Below are 15178 nucleotides of genomic sequence, written 5' to 3' on the forward strand. Positions count from 1 at the left end.
TGACTCAGCTTTCTCTGTTTTCAGCTGAATTTAGTTAAATTCGAGTTCAACTTGGCCGGGACCAAGCAGTTGTTTCAGTTCATCCAGCAATGTATCGTTCGGCGTCACTCGCCATTCTGTACCCAGGGTCAATTTCGCTCTGGCATCAACCCGTTGATAATAAATATGTATCGGTACACTACCGGAGCGGTGAGGTTCCAGAATACGGCTGAAACGCTCAAAAAATGGTTCATCAATCTGTGTTTGAGTGATTGATAAAGACAAACTCTTTGCATATTTTTCTCGTGCTGAATCTAAATCCATCACTTCGCGGACAGTCATTTTAAGCCCACCACTGAAGTCATCAAAGCTGACCTGTCCGTTTAGGACCAGAATTTTATCTTTTTCAAGCAATTCTGCATACTGTTCCAGCGCATCGGAGAACAACATGGCTTCTAACCGACCGGAACGATCATCCAATGTCAATATCCCGATACGCGAGCCTCGCTTCGTCGTCATTACCCGTGCGGCAATCACCAATCCCGCCACTTTTAATGATTGATCGCGCCGGGTTGGCGTCACATCCTTTAATCGACAATCGGTATAATAATTGAGTTCCTTCAGATACGCATTCACTGGGTGCCCGGTTAAATAAAGCCCCAGCGTATCTCTTTCCCCTTCAAGCCATACCTTTTCCGGCCATGGCGGCACTTGGGTATACCGTTGTTCTACCGCTTCCGGAGCATCGGTCAACACACCGAACATATCCGTTTGACCAAAAGATTCAGCCTGACGATGTTGGCTGGCAGCTTTGACAGCATCATCCAGAGAAGCCATCATTGCTGCGCGATGTGGTCCCAGACGATCGAGCGCACCGGCATAAACCAGCTTCTCGATAACACGCTTATTCACCCGTTTTAGGTCAACACGCGCACAAAAATCAAATAAGTCTTTAAAATGTCCACCGGCATTGCGGGCTTCGAGAATAGCATCAATCGGGCCTTCACCAACACCTTTTATCGCCCCGATACCGTACACGATAGCGCCCTGTTCATCGACATTAAACCGATAAAGCCCTGAATTAATATCAGGCGGTAGCACCGTCAGATTCATTCGGATACATTCATCGACCAAACCGACCACTTTTTCGGTATTGTCCATATCCGCAGTCATCACCGCGGCCATAAACTCCGCTGGATAGTGCGTTTTTAGCCATAGTGTCTGATATGAGACTAGTGCATACGCTGCCGAATGCGACTTGTTAAACCCATAACCGGCGAATTTCTCCACCAAGTCAAAGATTTTCATCGCAAGTTCACCATCAATACCGTTATTGATCGCGCCTTGTTCGAATATCGCCCGCTGCTTCGCCATTTCCTCTGGCTTCTTTTTCCCCATTGCACGGCGCAACATATCAGCACCGCCCAATGTATAGCCAGCCAAGACCTGAGCGATTTGCATGACCTGTTCCTGATAAAGAATGATGCCATACGTTGGCTCAAGAATCTCTTTGAGCGACTCATGCTGCCACTTTTCATCAGGATAAGAGATCGGCTCGCGCCCATGCTTCCGGTCGATAAAGTTATCCACCATCCCTGACTGCAAAGGCCCGGGACGGAATAACGCTACCAATGCGATGATATCTTCGAAACAGTCCGGCTGAAGTCGTTTAATCAGATCTTTCATCCCGCGCGATTCGAGCTGGAACACCGCAGTTGTTTCTGAGTTTTGCAGGTTGCGGAATGATTGTGAGTCAGCCAGTGGAATCGCTTCGATACGAACCGGAGGTTCCCCTCGCTTTTCTCGTCGAGGATTAATCAGACCCAGCGCCCAGTCGATAATCGTCAGTGTCCGCAGCCCCAAAAAGTCAAACTTCACCAGTCCCGCTGTCTCGACATCATTTTTATCGAACTGAGTGACCGGATAGTGACCTTCCGGATCACAATAGATGGGGGCAAAATCGGTAATCGTCGTCGGTGAGATTACCACCCCACCGGCATGTTTACCCGCATTCCGGGTACATCCTTCCAGAATCCGACACTTGTCGATCAGCTCTCGGACTTCCTCATCGACATCATAGAGTTCTTGCAGCGCCGGCTCAGCTTTAAATGCTTTTTCCAGAGTCATGCCCGGATCGGGTGGCACCAGTTTAGAAATACGATCCACGAATCCAAACGGATGTCCCAAAACCCGTCCCACATCACGAATGACCGCTTTCGCCGCCATCGTACCGAAGGTGATGATCTGAGAAACTGCATCTCTTCCGTACATCTCGGCAACATGTTCGATCACTCGGTCACGTTTATCCATGCAGAAATCGACATCAAAGTCAGGCATGGAAACCCGCTCAGGGTTAAGAAAACGTTCGAAAAGCAGATCGTATTCCAACGGATCCAAGTCAGTAATTTTCAGCGCATAGGCCACCAGAGAGCCGGCACCGGAGCCTCGCCCGGGCCCCACAGGGATGTCATTATCTTTGGACCACTGAATAAACTCCATGACGATCAGGAAATAACCGGGAAATCCCATCTGGTTAATCACATCGAGTTCAATCTGCAAACGCTCATCGTATGCCGGACGTTTTTCCTGCCTGACTTGTGGATCAGGAAAGAGGAATTCAAGTCGTTCTTCTAGTCCTTCTTGCGATTTTTTAACTAAAAAGTCATCGATATTCATCCCTTCCGTGGGGAAATTCGGTAAGAAATACTCGCCTAACCGCACCGTCACATTACAGCGTTTGGCGATTTCGACTGTATTTTCCAACGCTTCAGGGATATCTTTGAACAGCTCACACATCTCATCTTCGCTACGGAGATATTGCTGCTCACTATAGTGTTTAGGTCTGCGAGGATCATCCATTGTGTAGCCATCATGAATAGCCACTCGGATTTCATGAGCTTCAAACAGCTCCCGGCTTAAAAAGACGACTTCATTGGTGGCTACAACCGGTAAATCATATTGCTCCGCCAGTTCTATGGCAAAGTGCAAATAGGTTTCTTCGTCGAGACGCCCGGTTCGGGTTAATTCAAGATAAAAACGGTCGGGGAAATAGGTTTGATAGAAATGGACACACTGTTCAACCAGTTTCTGGTTTCCTTTGAGTAAAGCCTGTCCGATATCACCATTTTTACCACCGGACAAGACGATTAAACCTTCCGAGTGTTCAGCCAACCATTCTTGGTCAATTACGGGCTGGTGCTGGATATGCCCACGAAGATAGGCTTGTGAGATGAGCCAAGTCAGATTTTTATAGCCGGTGTTATCAGCTGCAAGCAATGTCAGGCGAGTCAGATCATCACCGAATGCTTGCGAACGTACTAAAAAATCAGCGCCGATAATCGGCTTTACGCCACAGCTATGGGCTGTACTATAAAATTTCACTAAACCGCACAGGTTGGTAAAATCGGTCAACGCCATCGCCGGCATTCCCATCTCTGCAACCTTCTTGACTAAAGGAGGCACTTTCGACAGCCCATCAATCATAGAAAAATCACTATGAATTCTGAGATGGATAAATTTAGGGTCAGACATGTTGATGAATATCCTGTTCAGAAACGGTAAAAAACCACCGTCTCCGTATGTAAAAACGCGATAACCAAATATTGTACGTGATTATCGATCTAAGTCCAAAATACGTCGTACAGGCTTGAAACTTCTGCGATGTATATCAATCACACCATAATGTTCAATCGCTTTCAGATGCGCTTTGGTCGGGTAACCTTTATGCTGTGCAAATCCATAATTTGGATATTGTTGATCCAACAGCATCATTTCCTGATCTCGAGTAACTTTCGCCAAAATCGAAGCGGCACTAATTTCTGCCACGCGCAGATCGCCTTTTACAACAGCCATCGCAGGAACAGATAATGACGGAATCCGGTTACCATCGACCAGAACAAAATCAGCGGCAATCGGGAGTGCATCAACCGCTCGCTGCATTGCCACCATCGTTGCCTGTAAAATATTCAGACGATCAATTTCTTCTGCTGAACAACGCCCAATCGCCCACGCAATCGCTTTTTCCTGAATTTCGGGAAAAAGCGCCAATCGTTTTTTTTCGGACAATTTTTTCGAATCGGTTAAACCCGAGATCGGTCGGGCCGGATCTAAAATCACTGCGGCAGTCACGACGTCGCCAACAAGAGGCCCGCGGCCAACCTCATCCACCCCGGCAAAAAGCTGGTAACCAAGCGGATATTCAAAAGGAGGGAATTCAATGTTAGCCATTTACAATCGCTCTATCAGGTTTAAAACAGCGTTGGCCGCCTGTTTATCTGCATCTTTGCGGATCAACTGGTGAATTTCTGTGAACTTGCTTTGCATCAGACAATTATCACCATCGAATAGAACACAGACTTCCCGGTATAAATTTTCCACCGTACATTCGTCCAGCAGTAATTCCTTCACGATCTCTTCATCAGCAAGGATATTCGGTAACGAAACATATTTTGTTTTGACCAATCGCTTCGCTAAGAAATTGGTTATCGCATTAAATCGATAGCCGACCACCATGGGACGATTTACCAGCATGCATTCTAATGCCACGGTCCCGGAAGCAAGCAGTACCGCATCCGCCGCCGTAATCACAGTTCTCGCTGTACCGTCAACGAGCACAAAATCTAATTCAGGTGCAACTTCCTGCCACACTGCTTCAAATTGAGCACGTCGTTTATTATTCACCAGTGCCACTACAAACCCTAAATCGGGATAACGCTGACGAAGTTTCTGACAAGTTTCAATAAAAGGACGACTTAACATTTTCAGTTCGCTGCCCCGACTCCCGGGAAGTACGGCTAACCAACGTTTTTCTGTCTCCAGCCCTAATGAAGCCCGGGCCTCATTTTTATCCGAAGACAACGGAATCGCATCCGCTAATGTATGGCCGATAAATTCACATGGCACGTTAAACCGATCATAAAAAGCTTTCTCAAACGGCAGAAACGCCAAGACCAGATTGGTTGCCTGAGCAATCTTATAAATACGCTTTTGACGCCATGCCCAAACAGAAGGGCTCACGTAATGAACGGTGGTGATATCGGCATCTTTCAAATTCCGTTCCAGACGCAAATTGAAATCCGGTGCATCGATGCCGATAAAAACATCAAGATCAGCTTCTTTGAAGTAACGAATAAGGTGGGATTTTATCTTGAAAAGACGAGGCAGTCGCCCTAAAACCTCGGCTAACCCCATGACAGCCAGTTCTTCCATATCAAATAAAGATTCACAACCCAGCGCCTTCATTTTGGGGCCTGCGATTCCCACAAAATGAGCATCAGGATATTGTTCTCGAATCGCTTTGATCAATCCTTCACCCAGCGTATCGCCAGATAACTCACCGACCACGATGCCAATATTGAGCGGCTTACTTTTATCCAACATTGTCGATTTTGAATCCCTAATAGACTACATTGATGAACCAACAAAAAAAGATCGCTCAATTCAAAGCGATCTTTTTGATGATTGAGCACGAATCAACGGATAATACCGCGTACGGATTGAACCAGAAAATCCAGAAAAACCTGAACAGCGGAGCTTGATTGCGCTTCTTTGGCAATTTCTGTTTTTGCTTCATCCAGCTTGAGACCGCTGCGGTACAATAACTTATATGCCCGGCGAATCGCGTGAATCTCAGATTTTTCAAATCCACGCCGCTTCAGACCTTCGACATTAATACCGAATGGAGCACAATGGTTCCCCTGAGCCGTGACATAAGGCGGAACATCTTGAACGACTATCGAGCCACCGCCCAACATCACATGTTCCCCGATATGGCAAAACTGGTGAATTGCACACATCCCGCCGACAATCGCGTAATTGCCGACTTTTACATGTCCGGCAAGCGTTGCGTTATTGGCAAAAATACAGCGGTCACCAACGATACAATCATGTGCGACATGTGCATTGATCATAAACAGGTTATCACTTCCAACTCGTGTTATCCCTTGATCCTGCACTGTACCTCGGTGCATTGTGACACTTTCACGAATGGTGTTTCGATCACCAATCACTAGCTGCGTGTCTTCGCCTTTATATTTTAAATCCTGGCAAGCTTCACCAATTGAAGCGAACTGAAAAATACGGTTATCTTGGCCGATTTTCGTTGCGCCTTTAACAACAACATGGGACAGTAACTCAGTTCCGTCACCGATTTCCACGCTGCTTTCGACATAACAAAATGGGCCTATTTTTACATTCGCACCGATCAGAGCACCGTCTTCAACGACCGCTGTAGGGTGTATCTGAGCTGTTTCATGAATCATACTAAAACTCTCTACGAGCACATTTTAGTTCCGCCGAACAAACGACTTCACCATCAACTTTTGCCACTCCGGTGAATAGCGCAATTCCCCGACGATCTTTCAGGAACTCCACTTCAACGATTAATTGATCTCCCGGAGAGACGGGTTTGCGAAACTTTGCATTGTCAATACTAGCAAAATAATAAAGCTCATTCTCTTTCGGCGCGCCAAAAGTTTTAAATGCAAGTAAGCCGGTAGCCTGAGCCATTGCTTCAAGAATCATGACTCCCGGAAACACCGGTAATTGAGGAAAATGTCCGGTGAACTGAGGCTCATTGAATGAAACATTTTTCAAGCCAACTAAATACTTCCCTTCCTCATAATCCATCACGCGATCAATCAGCAAGAATGGGTAACGATGTGGAAGGAGTTTCTGAATCTCAGTGATATCCATCGTCTTATTTTCAGTAGTCAAAGTCATATTCCTATATAAATCAATAAAAACCAATCTGGGTATTCCCAACAAAAAAGGCTCACACGATGCGAGCCTTTCTCTATACCCTTCCCCGTTCAATCAAATCCGGCTCAGGATACATCGCAGAATTAAGATTCCACTTGTTGCTCCAACTGTTGTTCAACGGCTTTCAACCGTTTATGCATATCTTCAATCCGAAGGACTCGGGCTGCAGTCTTACGCCACTCTTTATTCGGTTGAAGAGGAATTCCTGAAGAATAAACACCTTTCTCAGAAAGACTCCGCATTACCATCGCCATGCCGGTAATTGTAACACCATCTGCAATTTCAATATGTCCATTGATAACTGAAGCACCACCAATGACACAATATTTTCCTATCGTCGTACTTCCGGCAATAATCGTACCACCAGCTATTGCCGTACCATATCCGATGTGCACGTTATGGGCGATCTGCATCTGATTATCAAGGATAACATTCCCCTCAATGACCGTATCATCGAGAGTCCCCCGATCAATCGTCGTCGATGCGCCGATTTCAACACGGCTACCGATTCTGACTGTCCCCAACTGCGGAATTTTAATCCATTCCCCTTGTTCGTTGGCATAACCAAAACCATCAGAACCGATAACGGTACCCGATTGAATCAAACAATCAGAGCCGATCATCACTCGATGATAAATACTAACATTCGCCCATAAACGGGTATTGTTACCAATCTCAGCATGTTGACCAATAAAACAGCCGGCACCGATGACAACATTATCTCCCAAAACGACGCCAGATTCGATGACAGAATTGGCACCAATAGAGACATTGCTTCCCAGAACAGCATCTTCAGCAATGACAACAGATGCTGCAATACCTGATGCAGGTGCCGGTGTTGTATCCAAAGCTTGAGCCACTTTAGCAAAAGCGACATACGGATCATTCACGACCAATACATTCTTTGGACATAGCGACTGATGTGAAGCTTTGACCATGATCACCGATGCCTGACAGCTGGCTAAATGCTGTGCATATTTCGGATTTGATAAGAAAGTGATATCACCTTCTTTTGCAGTATTCATCGGTGCGACAGCACTCACCGTAACGGTCGGGTCGCCAATTATTTCACCATTGGTGATATCTGCCAGCTCGGCTAATGTCAGTTTTACCATCATATAATTATTTCAACGCTTTAATAACCTTGTCTGATAGGTCATATTCTGGTTTGCCATATTGCATAACCTGTGTATCAATGACCATATCAAAACCTTCTTTCTGGGCAATTTTTTCTACCGCATCATGAATGATTTTCAGTAGTTTACCCTTTTCTTCCGCCTCTCTCTTAGAAGAAGCTTGTTCTAATGCCTGTGACTTAATTTTAAACTTACTATCAAGTTGTCCAATTTCGATGCGAAGTTTCTCAACTTCACTTTCACTCATTAATGAACTGTCTCTTTTTAGTTTTTCAACTTTCTCTTTGGCTTCAGTCCGAATGCTTTGTAGCTCAGCAGCTTTATCCTGAAACTCTTGCTTCATTTTTTGCAGAACAACTTCTCTTTGAGGAAGTTGTTGGAACACTCTTGCAGTGTTGATATAGCCAATCTTCTGCGCAGCTTCGGCAGCCACACTAAAACATGACATGCTCAAAACAGCTAAACCAACACTGATCGCTTTGATATGATTCCTCACAATTAATATCCTCATTTTAGAAAGTTTTACCTATCGTGAAGGAGAAGAATTCTTCATCGTCTCCTTCATATTTCTTAATCGGCTTGGCAATTGCAAACACAAGTGGCCCCATAGGAGACATCCATTGCAATGCTGCCCCATACGACGATCGGTACTTCGTCGGATCAGAATAATCGTAATAGTATGCATTACCATAATCTGAACCGCGATCATGATAATTAAACTCAGTATCCCAAACACTCGCCATATCATAGAAGACACTGGTTCGAACCTGATTCTGAGCCTCTTCTGATACAAACGGGGTCGGCACAATCAACTCAGCGCTGGCTTGCATCATCGCATTACCACCAGCCGATTTATTGGTCGCCGTCAGGGTACCATTGTTACTATCGGCAAAGCTTTTAAATACGGCTCGAGGGCCGGCTGAATTTGAACTGAATCCTCGCAAAGTGGAGAATCCACCTGCATAAAAGTTCTCATAAAATGGGTAGAGGTTATCGTTATCACCATTTTTCCCGTACCCATTCCCGTAACCCAGTCTTCCTCTGAGCAACAAGGTAAAATCATGCTGTTTTGTCAGAGGGATATATTGTCTGACGTTATATTGGGCTTTGAAATACTGAGTATCAGACCCCGGAACCGTAATCTTGTAAGAAGCACGCTGATAATTACCTTCCGTCGGGAAATAACCTTTATCGAGATTGTTACGTGTCCAAGTAAAATCAAGGTCAAAATCATCAGTGACAAAATTAACCGTTGACCCGGTATTGGCGTCGATGCCCTGAGACATCAGGAATTTTTCAATCTGCAAATAAGGCGACAGATTACCAATCATGTTATGTGTATACCCGATACCAAACGCAAAACGGTTGAGTTCATCGTAAGGGAATCCCCAGGTCAGATTGGTTCCGTAACTTTCATTGGTATAGTCAACAATCCCTGCTTCTGACGCTTCAAATTCATTATAGAAGATCTTGCCCCCTAAGCTAACGCCATCCAAATTCCAGTAAGGGTCGTTATAACTCAAAGTGACATTTTTCTGATAGTCATTAATGGTTGTCGTAATCCCGACACTGTTTCCGGTGCCCAAGAAGTTTTCTTGTTGCAATCCTACCTGAAAACTCATGCCAGATTCAGTACCATAACCGATACCAAAATTGACACTGCCTGAGTTAGCTTCTTTGACGTTATAAACGAGATCGACCTGGTCATCGCTGCCGGGAACCCGAACTGTCTGTACATCAACCGTTTCGAAAAATCCCAGACGATTCAAGCGGGTTTTACCGGCATCAATTGATTTAGAATTCAGCCAGCTACCTTCCATCTGACGCATTTCACGGCGAAGGACTTCATCTTTAGTCACCGTATTGCCGACAAAACGAATATCTCGGACGTAAATCCGCTTTCCGGGAGACACCTGAACCACAAGAGAAACTTCTTGCTTGTCATCATCAAACTCAGGGATGGTTCGAACTGTCGGATAAGCATAGCCGGATTCACCAAGGATTTTCTTGATGTTGCTTTCCATTGCCGTCACAGAAGAACCTTTGTAGATATCTCCTTTTTCAAAAGGTACCAGCGTCTCGAACTCTTTTTCTTTGCCGATTAAATCACCTCTGAAGGTCACTTTTTTAACCGTATAGGGCCGGCCTTCATTTAAGTTGAGGGTAATATAAACCCCCTTCTTATCCGGAGAAATTGAGACTTGAGTCGAATCAACCTGAAATTTCAGATACCCGCGATCAAGATAAAATGACTTGAGTTTTTCCAAATCACCAGCAAGGATTTGCTTTTGATATTTATCTGAAGATAAGAAGTTCCACCATGAGACATCGGCATTCAGATCAAAACGTGCCAGTAATTCTTCATCACTGAACACATGATTACCAATGAAATTGATCTGCTGAATCTTGGCAGAAACGCCTTCGGTAAACACAAATTTAAGATCGGCACGATTACGTGGCAGCGGTGTGACAACCGCCTTTACTGTCGCATTGTATTTCCCGACACTGTAGTAGAAATCTTCCAGACCTTTTTCAATGTTACTCAGTGCAGTACGATCAAGCGCTTCACCTACCCGAACCCCTGAAGCTTTCAGGTTTTCGGTTAACTGCTCATCTTTAATCGCCTTGTTACCTGAAAAAGAGACACTGGAAATCGTTGGCCGTTCTTTCACTTTAACGACCAGCGTTCCCTTATCCCGAAATACCTGAATATTCTCAAAGTTACCGGATGAATAGAGAGCCTTGATTAAATCGGCAATGTCCTGAGATCCAACCGTGTCTCCGACACGAATCGGCATTTTCAATAATGCAGCACCAAGCGTGACACGTTGCAATCCATCAACTTGAATGTCCTGAACAACAAACCGCTCGGCACCGTAAACAGACATACTGCTGACAAGCGCTGTTGTCAGGATAAGCTTTTTTATCGCCATCGTTATTCTAATTATTCCTTTGTACAACCATGCCTAATCAATGCAGATTCATCACAGGCGTGTAAAATCATTAAACATGGCGATTGCCATGAGTGAAAATATAATTGCACCACCGATTCGGTACCCAATCTCTTGAACCTTTTCCGGAACAGGATGTCTGGTAACCGCCTCAATTGCAAAAAACATCAGATGTCCCCCATCCAGCATCGGAAGCGGCACTAAATTGATGATTCCCAAATTAATACTAATTAATGCCAAGAATCCTAAGAAATAAACTAATCCATATTCTGCCGTTGTTCCGGCACCTTTCGCAATTGAAATCGGCCCGCTTAAATTATTCAGTCCGACATCACCAACCAACAGTTTTTTCAACATGCTGAGGGTCAGATGAATCACTTGCCCCGTTTTCTCAACAGACTTGGGAATGGCTTCAAAAACACCGTACTGTAAATTATAACGATAATTTATCGGCCACTCATCCACCATTGGAGAGATGCCCGCAAAACCGATGGTTCGCCCATCAGATAATATCTTAGCATTCGGAATTAGTGTGATATCAAGATGTTGTCCATCTCTTAATACAGACAGATCCAGAGCTTCATTCGGACTGTTCTGTACCGACTGAACCAACTGTTGCCACGAAGACACCTCTTTACCATTGATAGCAACAATCTTATCATCTTTTGTTAATCCGGCGACAGCACCTGCACCTTCGTCAATCACTTGTTGCAAAACTGTTGAGACCTTCGGTGAATATGGTTTAAAACCAAGCGCCTTCATTGGAGACTCTTTTTCTGGGTCAAAGTTCCATGCTGACAGATCAAGATGCAAAATTTCCTGATGGCCAATATCATCCGGTTCACGAACTGTGAGTGTCATTTGTGTATCGCCAATATGGGAAATAAACGCCATATTGACTGATTCCCAGTCCCCGGTTTCCACACCAGATACCGACTGAATTTCCATGCCGGAACGTAATCCGGCATCCGCGACAATCGAAGTGGGCGCAACTTCACCAACCACCGGTTTTACTGCAGGAATGCCAATACAATACACAGCCCAATAGGCGAAAACTGCAAATAGAAAATTAAAGACTGGGCCAGCGGCAACAATTGCGGTCCGTCTCCATAAACTTTTCTGGTCAAAGGCCAGATGTAGCAAGTGTTCAGGGACATCAGCAACACGACTATCAAGCATCTTCACATATCCCCCCAACGGGATCACTGAGATGCTATATTCGGTTCCATCTTTTGCGATTCGACGCCAAATAGAACGCCCGAAACCAATTGAAAATTTCTCGACCTTGACCCCGCAACGCCGTGCAACCCAAAAATGACCAAATTCATGCACGGCAACCAGTATGCCCAATGCCAGAATGAATGAAATGAAGTTCCACAGAATACTGTTCATAACGAATACTCTTTGACTAATTGCTGTGCCGATTGTCGCGCTATCTTATCGAGCTCCAGCAGAGATTCCAAATCCATGACAGAAGAGGCGCTCGCTGTTGCACACATTTTTGACAAAACGCGCTCATTAATCACGGCTATGTCTGTAAAACAAATCCTGCGATTTAAAAATGCTGCAACAGCAATTTCATTCGCGGCATTCAGCGATGTCGTCGCGTGTTGCCCCTCGTAACAAGCATCAATCGCCAACTGCAAACAAGGATAACGCTCCATATCAGCCTGCATGAATGTCAGCTCGCTCAACTGAGAGAAATCCAGTGGTGCAACGCCCGACGAAAGTCGCTGTTCAGGATAACCCATCACATAAGCAATTGGTGTTGCCATGTCAGGTTCTCCCATCTGAGCAATCACACTCCCATCACGATACTGAACCATGGAATGAATCACTGACTGAGGATGAATAAGGACCTTAAGCTGATCGCGCGAAGTATTAAATAACCATTTCGCTTCAATATACTCAAGCCCTTTATTCATCATTGTGGCTGAATCAACAGAAATCTTAGGCCCCATAGACCAATTAGGATGAGCAATGGCCTGCTCCGGAGTAACATCTGAAAGAGTATTAATCGGTGTATAACGAAATGGCCCGCCGGAGCCCGTTAACAAGAGATGAGATATACCACTTTCAGCCAGATTGCACCGTCCCAAAACTTGCTGACAGTCCGGTGGAAGTGATTGAAAAATCGCATTATGCTCACTATCAACAGGAAGTAACTGAGCACCATACTCTTCAACAGCGTTGATAAATAACTGGCCGGACATCACTAAGGCTTCTTTATTAGCCAGTAATACCCGCTTCCCAGCTTTAATCGCAGCCATCGTCGGCAGTAATCCGGCTGCGCCTACAATCGCAGACATCACGGTATCAACATCATCAAGTGCTGCAACATCACACATGGCCTGTATGCCTGACAACACTTCAGTCTTCACTGAGTCTGACTGCAAACGCAGCTTCAGTTGCTGAGCCGCCGACTCCGATGCCATCACCGCATATTGTGGTTGCCAACGACAACACAATTGGTACATTTTCTCAACATCACTGCCGGCAACTAAGGCAACGACAGAGAATCGTTCGGGATTTTTTTCCATGACCCGAAGTGTACTGGCACCAATGGATCCTGTAGCTCCTAAAATGGTTAATTTACGCATAAAAAAAATCGTATCACTCTTTTTGGGACATCATTGCAAAACCCGAACTGCACCAGCGATCTACTACACCTGAAAGTACAGGAATGCAAATACAGGGAATGCGGCAGTCAAACTATCAATGCGATCTAAAATACCACCATGCCCGGGAATAAGATGACTACTGTCTTTGATTCCTGCGACACGCTTAAACATACTCTCGACCAAGTCACCGAGTACCGAGAAAATAACCGTCAATAAAATTGTCACTAACATCATGCTGGTACTTGAGAAATGCAATTCAAACCATTCAACCAATCCAAAAGCGACAAGACATGCAGCCACGACCCCACCGATTAAACCTTCGATGGTTTTATTCGGACTAACTTCTGGCGCCATTTTATGCTTGCCAAAAAATCGGCCAGAAAAATAAGCAGCACTATCTGCCACCCAAACAATCATACAGACAAAGAGAACCAACTTTGCACCGTGGTACGGATCAACCGATAGTTCTTCTGTTCTTAACAGTAAAACACTCCAGAAGAATGGAATGAGTGTGAGTAACCCAAACAGATGTTTGAGTCCTTTTGAATATTCCCAGAGTGGTCGAGATTTTGGATAAGAAACAGCAAGATAGCTTGCAACAACCCACCATAGAAAGCCACTCCACAAAAGGACTTGATACGGAAGCGGAAGAGTGTGACTCATCGAAAAATTCTCAGGCAAACACCACAGACTCAAACCGCCGATGAAGACAGCAGGCAGCAGCGAAATAAGACGGGCATCTAAACTAATAAATTGTGTCCATTCCCAAAAACCAAATAGCGCTAACAGAGCCAATACAGCGATGAAAATACTCAACGGTAATTTAAAAATCCCTAATACGACTAGGGGAGCCAACACCAAGGCGGTAATAATTCTCAGCTTCAAATCCTGAACCTTTATCTCTTATCCATCATTGCTTTAATTTGTTCACCGGTACACCCGAAACGTCGTTCACGATTTACAAACCAAGTCATTGCTTCAATTAAGCTTTCTTCATTAAAATCAGGCCAGAAAGTCGGTGTGAAATATAACTCAGCGTAAGCGAGCTGCCACAACATAAAATTACTGATCCGGCACTCACCACTCGTTCTAATTAACAAATCAACATTTGGTAAATCGGACATCGTTAGATGTTGAGCCAGTATACTTTCGGTAATATCGGCTGGTGTCAGTTCCCCTGTCGCGACTCTTTCAGCGACTTGCCTTGCGGCTTGAGTAATGTCCCATTGCCCACCATAGTTTGCTGCAATATTCACGACCATCCCGGTATTCTTAGCCGTCAACATTTCTGTCTGAGCAATTTTATCCTGTAAGCGAGAATTAAAGCGAGAGGTATCACCAATGACTCGTAATCGAAGATTATTTTTGTGAAGTTTCTTTGCTTCTGTAGACAAAGCTGTAATAAACAACTCCATCAGTACCCCGACTTCATCTTCAGGTCGCCGCCAATTTTCGCTGCTAAAAGCAAACAAAGTCACCGCCTGAATGCCGAGTTGGGCTGCAGTCGTTATCGTTTTTCTTACCGCTTTGACACCATTTTTATGTCCAAAAACTCTCGGTTTTCCCCTAGCTTTGGCCCATCGTCCATTACCATCCATAATAATAGCAATATGTTGGGGAAGTGCGTCAGACGAGAGTTGTGATTTTTGCATAAGAAACGAATTGATTTTCAATAAAATATTTCAAACAAAAAGGCGCTGTACTGGCTTCGCTCAGCGCCTCAATTATATAT

The 15178-nt window shown here is 44.8% G+C and carries 12 protein-coding genes; all 12 read right to left on the reverse strand.

All coding sequences use genetic code 11. The annotated features are described in order from the left end of the window. Nucleotides 1–30: 30 nt before the first annotated feature. The 12 genes from dnaE to uppS all read right to left on the reverse strand — a co-directional run bounded on the left by dnaE (nt 31) and on the right by uppS (nt 15098). Nucleotides 31–3510 (reverse strand): DNA polymerase III subunit alpha, encoded by a 3480-nt coding sequence (gene dnaE, locus VRK_RS10970; RefSeq protein ID WP_059121403.1) that lies wholly within the window; start codon nt 3508–3510, stop codon nt 31–33. An 81-nt stretch (nt 3511–3591) separates the two neighbouring features. Beyond that, nucleotides 3592–4206 carry a ribonuclease HII gene (gene rnhB, locus VRK_RS21005; protein WP_059121404.1) on the reverse strand — a complete coding sequence of 205 codons (615 nt, stop codon included), beginning with the start codon at nt 4204–4206 and terminating at the stop codon, nt 3592–3594. Beyond that, complete coding sequence (gene lpxB / locus VRK_RS10980) at nt 4207–5358, reverse strand: lipid-A-disaccharide synthase (RefSeq protein ID WP_059121405.1); 1152 nt, start codon at nt 5356–5358, stop codon at nt 4207–4209. Nucleotides 5359–5450: 92 nt separating this feature from the next. Beyond that, nucleotides 5451–6239 carry an acyl-ACP--UDP-N-acetylglucosamine O-acyltransferase gene (gene lpxA / locus VRK_RS10985; RefSeq protein ID WP_059121406.1) on the reverse strand — a complete coding sequence of 263 codons (789 nt, stop codon included), beginning with the start codon at nt 6237–6239 and terminating at the stop codon, nt 5451–5453. Nucleotide 6240: 1 nt separating this feature from the next. Beyond that, entirely contained in the window at nt 6241–6672 is a 432-nt protein-coding gene (gene fabZ, locus VRK_RS10990) for a 3-hydroxyacyl-ACP dehydratase FabZ (RefSeq protein WP_197413155.1), read from the reverse strand. 149 nt (nt 6673–6821) lie between these two features. Further along, nucleotides 6822–7853, reverse strand: a complete 1032-nt coding sequence (lpxD, locus tag VRK_RS10995) for a UDP-3-O-(3-hydroxymyristoyl)glucosamine N-acyltransferase (RefSeq protein ID WP_059122742.1) — start codon at nt 7851–7853, stop codon at nt 6822–6824. A 7-nt stretch (nt 7854–7860) separates the two neighbouring features. Further along, nucleotides 7861–8370 (reverse strand): OmpH/Skp family outer membrane protein, encoded by a 510-nt coding sequence (locus tag VRK_RS11000; protein WP_059121407.1) that lies wholly within the window; start codon nt 8368–8370, stop codon nt 7861–7863. Between the two features lie 16 nt (nt 8371–8386). Next, nucleotides 8387–10807, reverse strand: a complete 2421-nt coding sequence (bamA, locus tag VRK_RS11005; protein ID WP_059121408.1) for an outer membrane protein assembly factor BamA — start codon at nt 10805–10807, stop codon at nt 8387–8389. Nucleotides 10808–10858: 51 nt separating this feature from the next. Then, the gene (gene rseP, locus VRK_RS11010) at nt 10859–12217 is read right to left on the reverse strand and encodes a sigma E protease regulator RseP (protein ID WP_059121409.1); all 1359 of its coding nucleotides are present in this window, start codon (nt 12215–12217) and stop codon (nt 10859–10861) included. Next, the gene (ispC, locus tag VRK_RS11015) at nt 12214–13425 is read right to left on the reverse strand and encodes a 1-deoxy-D-xylulose-5-phosphate reductoisomerase (RefSeq protein ID WP_059121410.1); all 1212 of its coding nucleotides are present in this window, start codon (nt 13423–13425) and stop codon (nt 12214–12216) included. The genes rseP and ispC overlap by 4 nt, the downstream gene beginning before the upstream one ends. Before the next feature lie 63 nt (nt 13426–13488). After that, nucleotides 13489–14331 (reverse strand): phosphatidate cytidylyltransferase, encoded by an 843-nt coding sequence (locus tag VRK_RS11020; RefSeq protein ID WP_059121411.1) that lies wholly within the window; start codon nt 14329–14331, stop codon nt 13489–13491. Between the two features lie 11 nt (nt 14332–14342). Next, entirely contained in the window at nt 14343–15098 is a 756-nt protein-coding gene (gene uppS, locus VRK_RS11025) for a polyprenyl diphosphate synthase (protein WP_059121412.1), read from the reverse strand. Between the last annotated feature and the right edge of the window lie 80 nt (nt 15099–15178).

It is taken from the genome of Vibrio sp. MEBiC08052 (genome assembly GCF_001506075.1).
Taxonomy (GTDB): domain Bacteria; phylum Pseudomonadota; class Gammaproteobacteria; order Enterobacterales; family Vibrionaceae; genus Vibrio.

Excerpts from the sequence above, each read along its gene's own strand:
- fabZ (WP_197413155.1), bottom strand. The coding sequence starts at position 6,672 with ATGGATATCACTGAGATTCAGAAACTCCTTCCACATCGTTACCCATTC.
- lpxA (WP_059121406.1), bottom strand. The coding sequence starts at position 6,239 with ATGATTCATGAAACAGCTCAGATACACCCTACAGCGGTCGTTGAAGAC.
- dnaE (WP_059121403.1), bottom strand. The coding sequence starts at position 3,510 with ATGTCTGACCCTAAATTTATCCATCTCAGAATTCATAGTGATTTTTCT.
- uppS (WP_059121412.1), bottom strand. The coding sequence starts at position 15,098 with ATGCAAAAATCACAACTCTCGTCTGACGCACTTCCCCAACATATTGCT.
- lpxB (WP_059121405.1), bottom strand. The coding sequence starts at position 5,358 with ATGTTGGATAAAAGTAAGCCGCTCAATATTGGCATCGTGGTCGGTGAG.
- bamA (WP_059121408.1), bottom strand. The coding sequence starts at position 10,807 with ATGGCGATAAAAAAGCTTATCCTGACAACAGCGCTTGTCAGCAGTATG.
- rseP (WP_059121409.1), bottom strand. The coding sequence starts at position 12,217 with ATGAACAGTATTCTGTGGAACTTCATTTCATTCATTCTGGCATTGGGC.
- ispC (WP_059121410.1), bottom strand. The coding sequence starts at position 13,425 with ATGCGTAAATTAACCATTTTAGGAGCTACAGGATCCATTGGTGCCAGT.
- rnhB (WP_059121404.1), bottom strand. The coding sequence starts at position 4,206 with ATGGCTAACATTGAATTCCCTCCTTTTGAATATCCGCTTGGTTACCAG.
- lpxD (WP_059122742.1), bottom strand. The coding sequence starts at position 7,853 with ATGGTAAAACTGACATTAGCCGAGCTGGCAGATATCACCAATGGTGAA.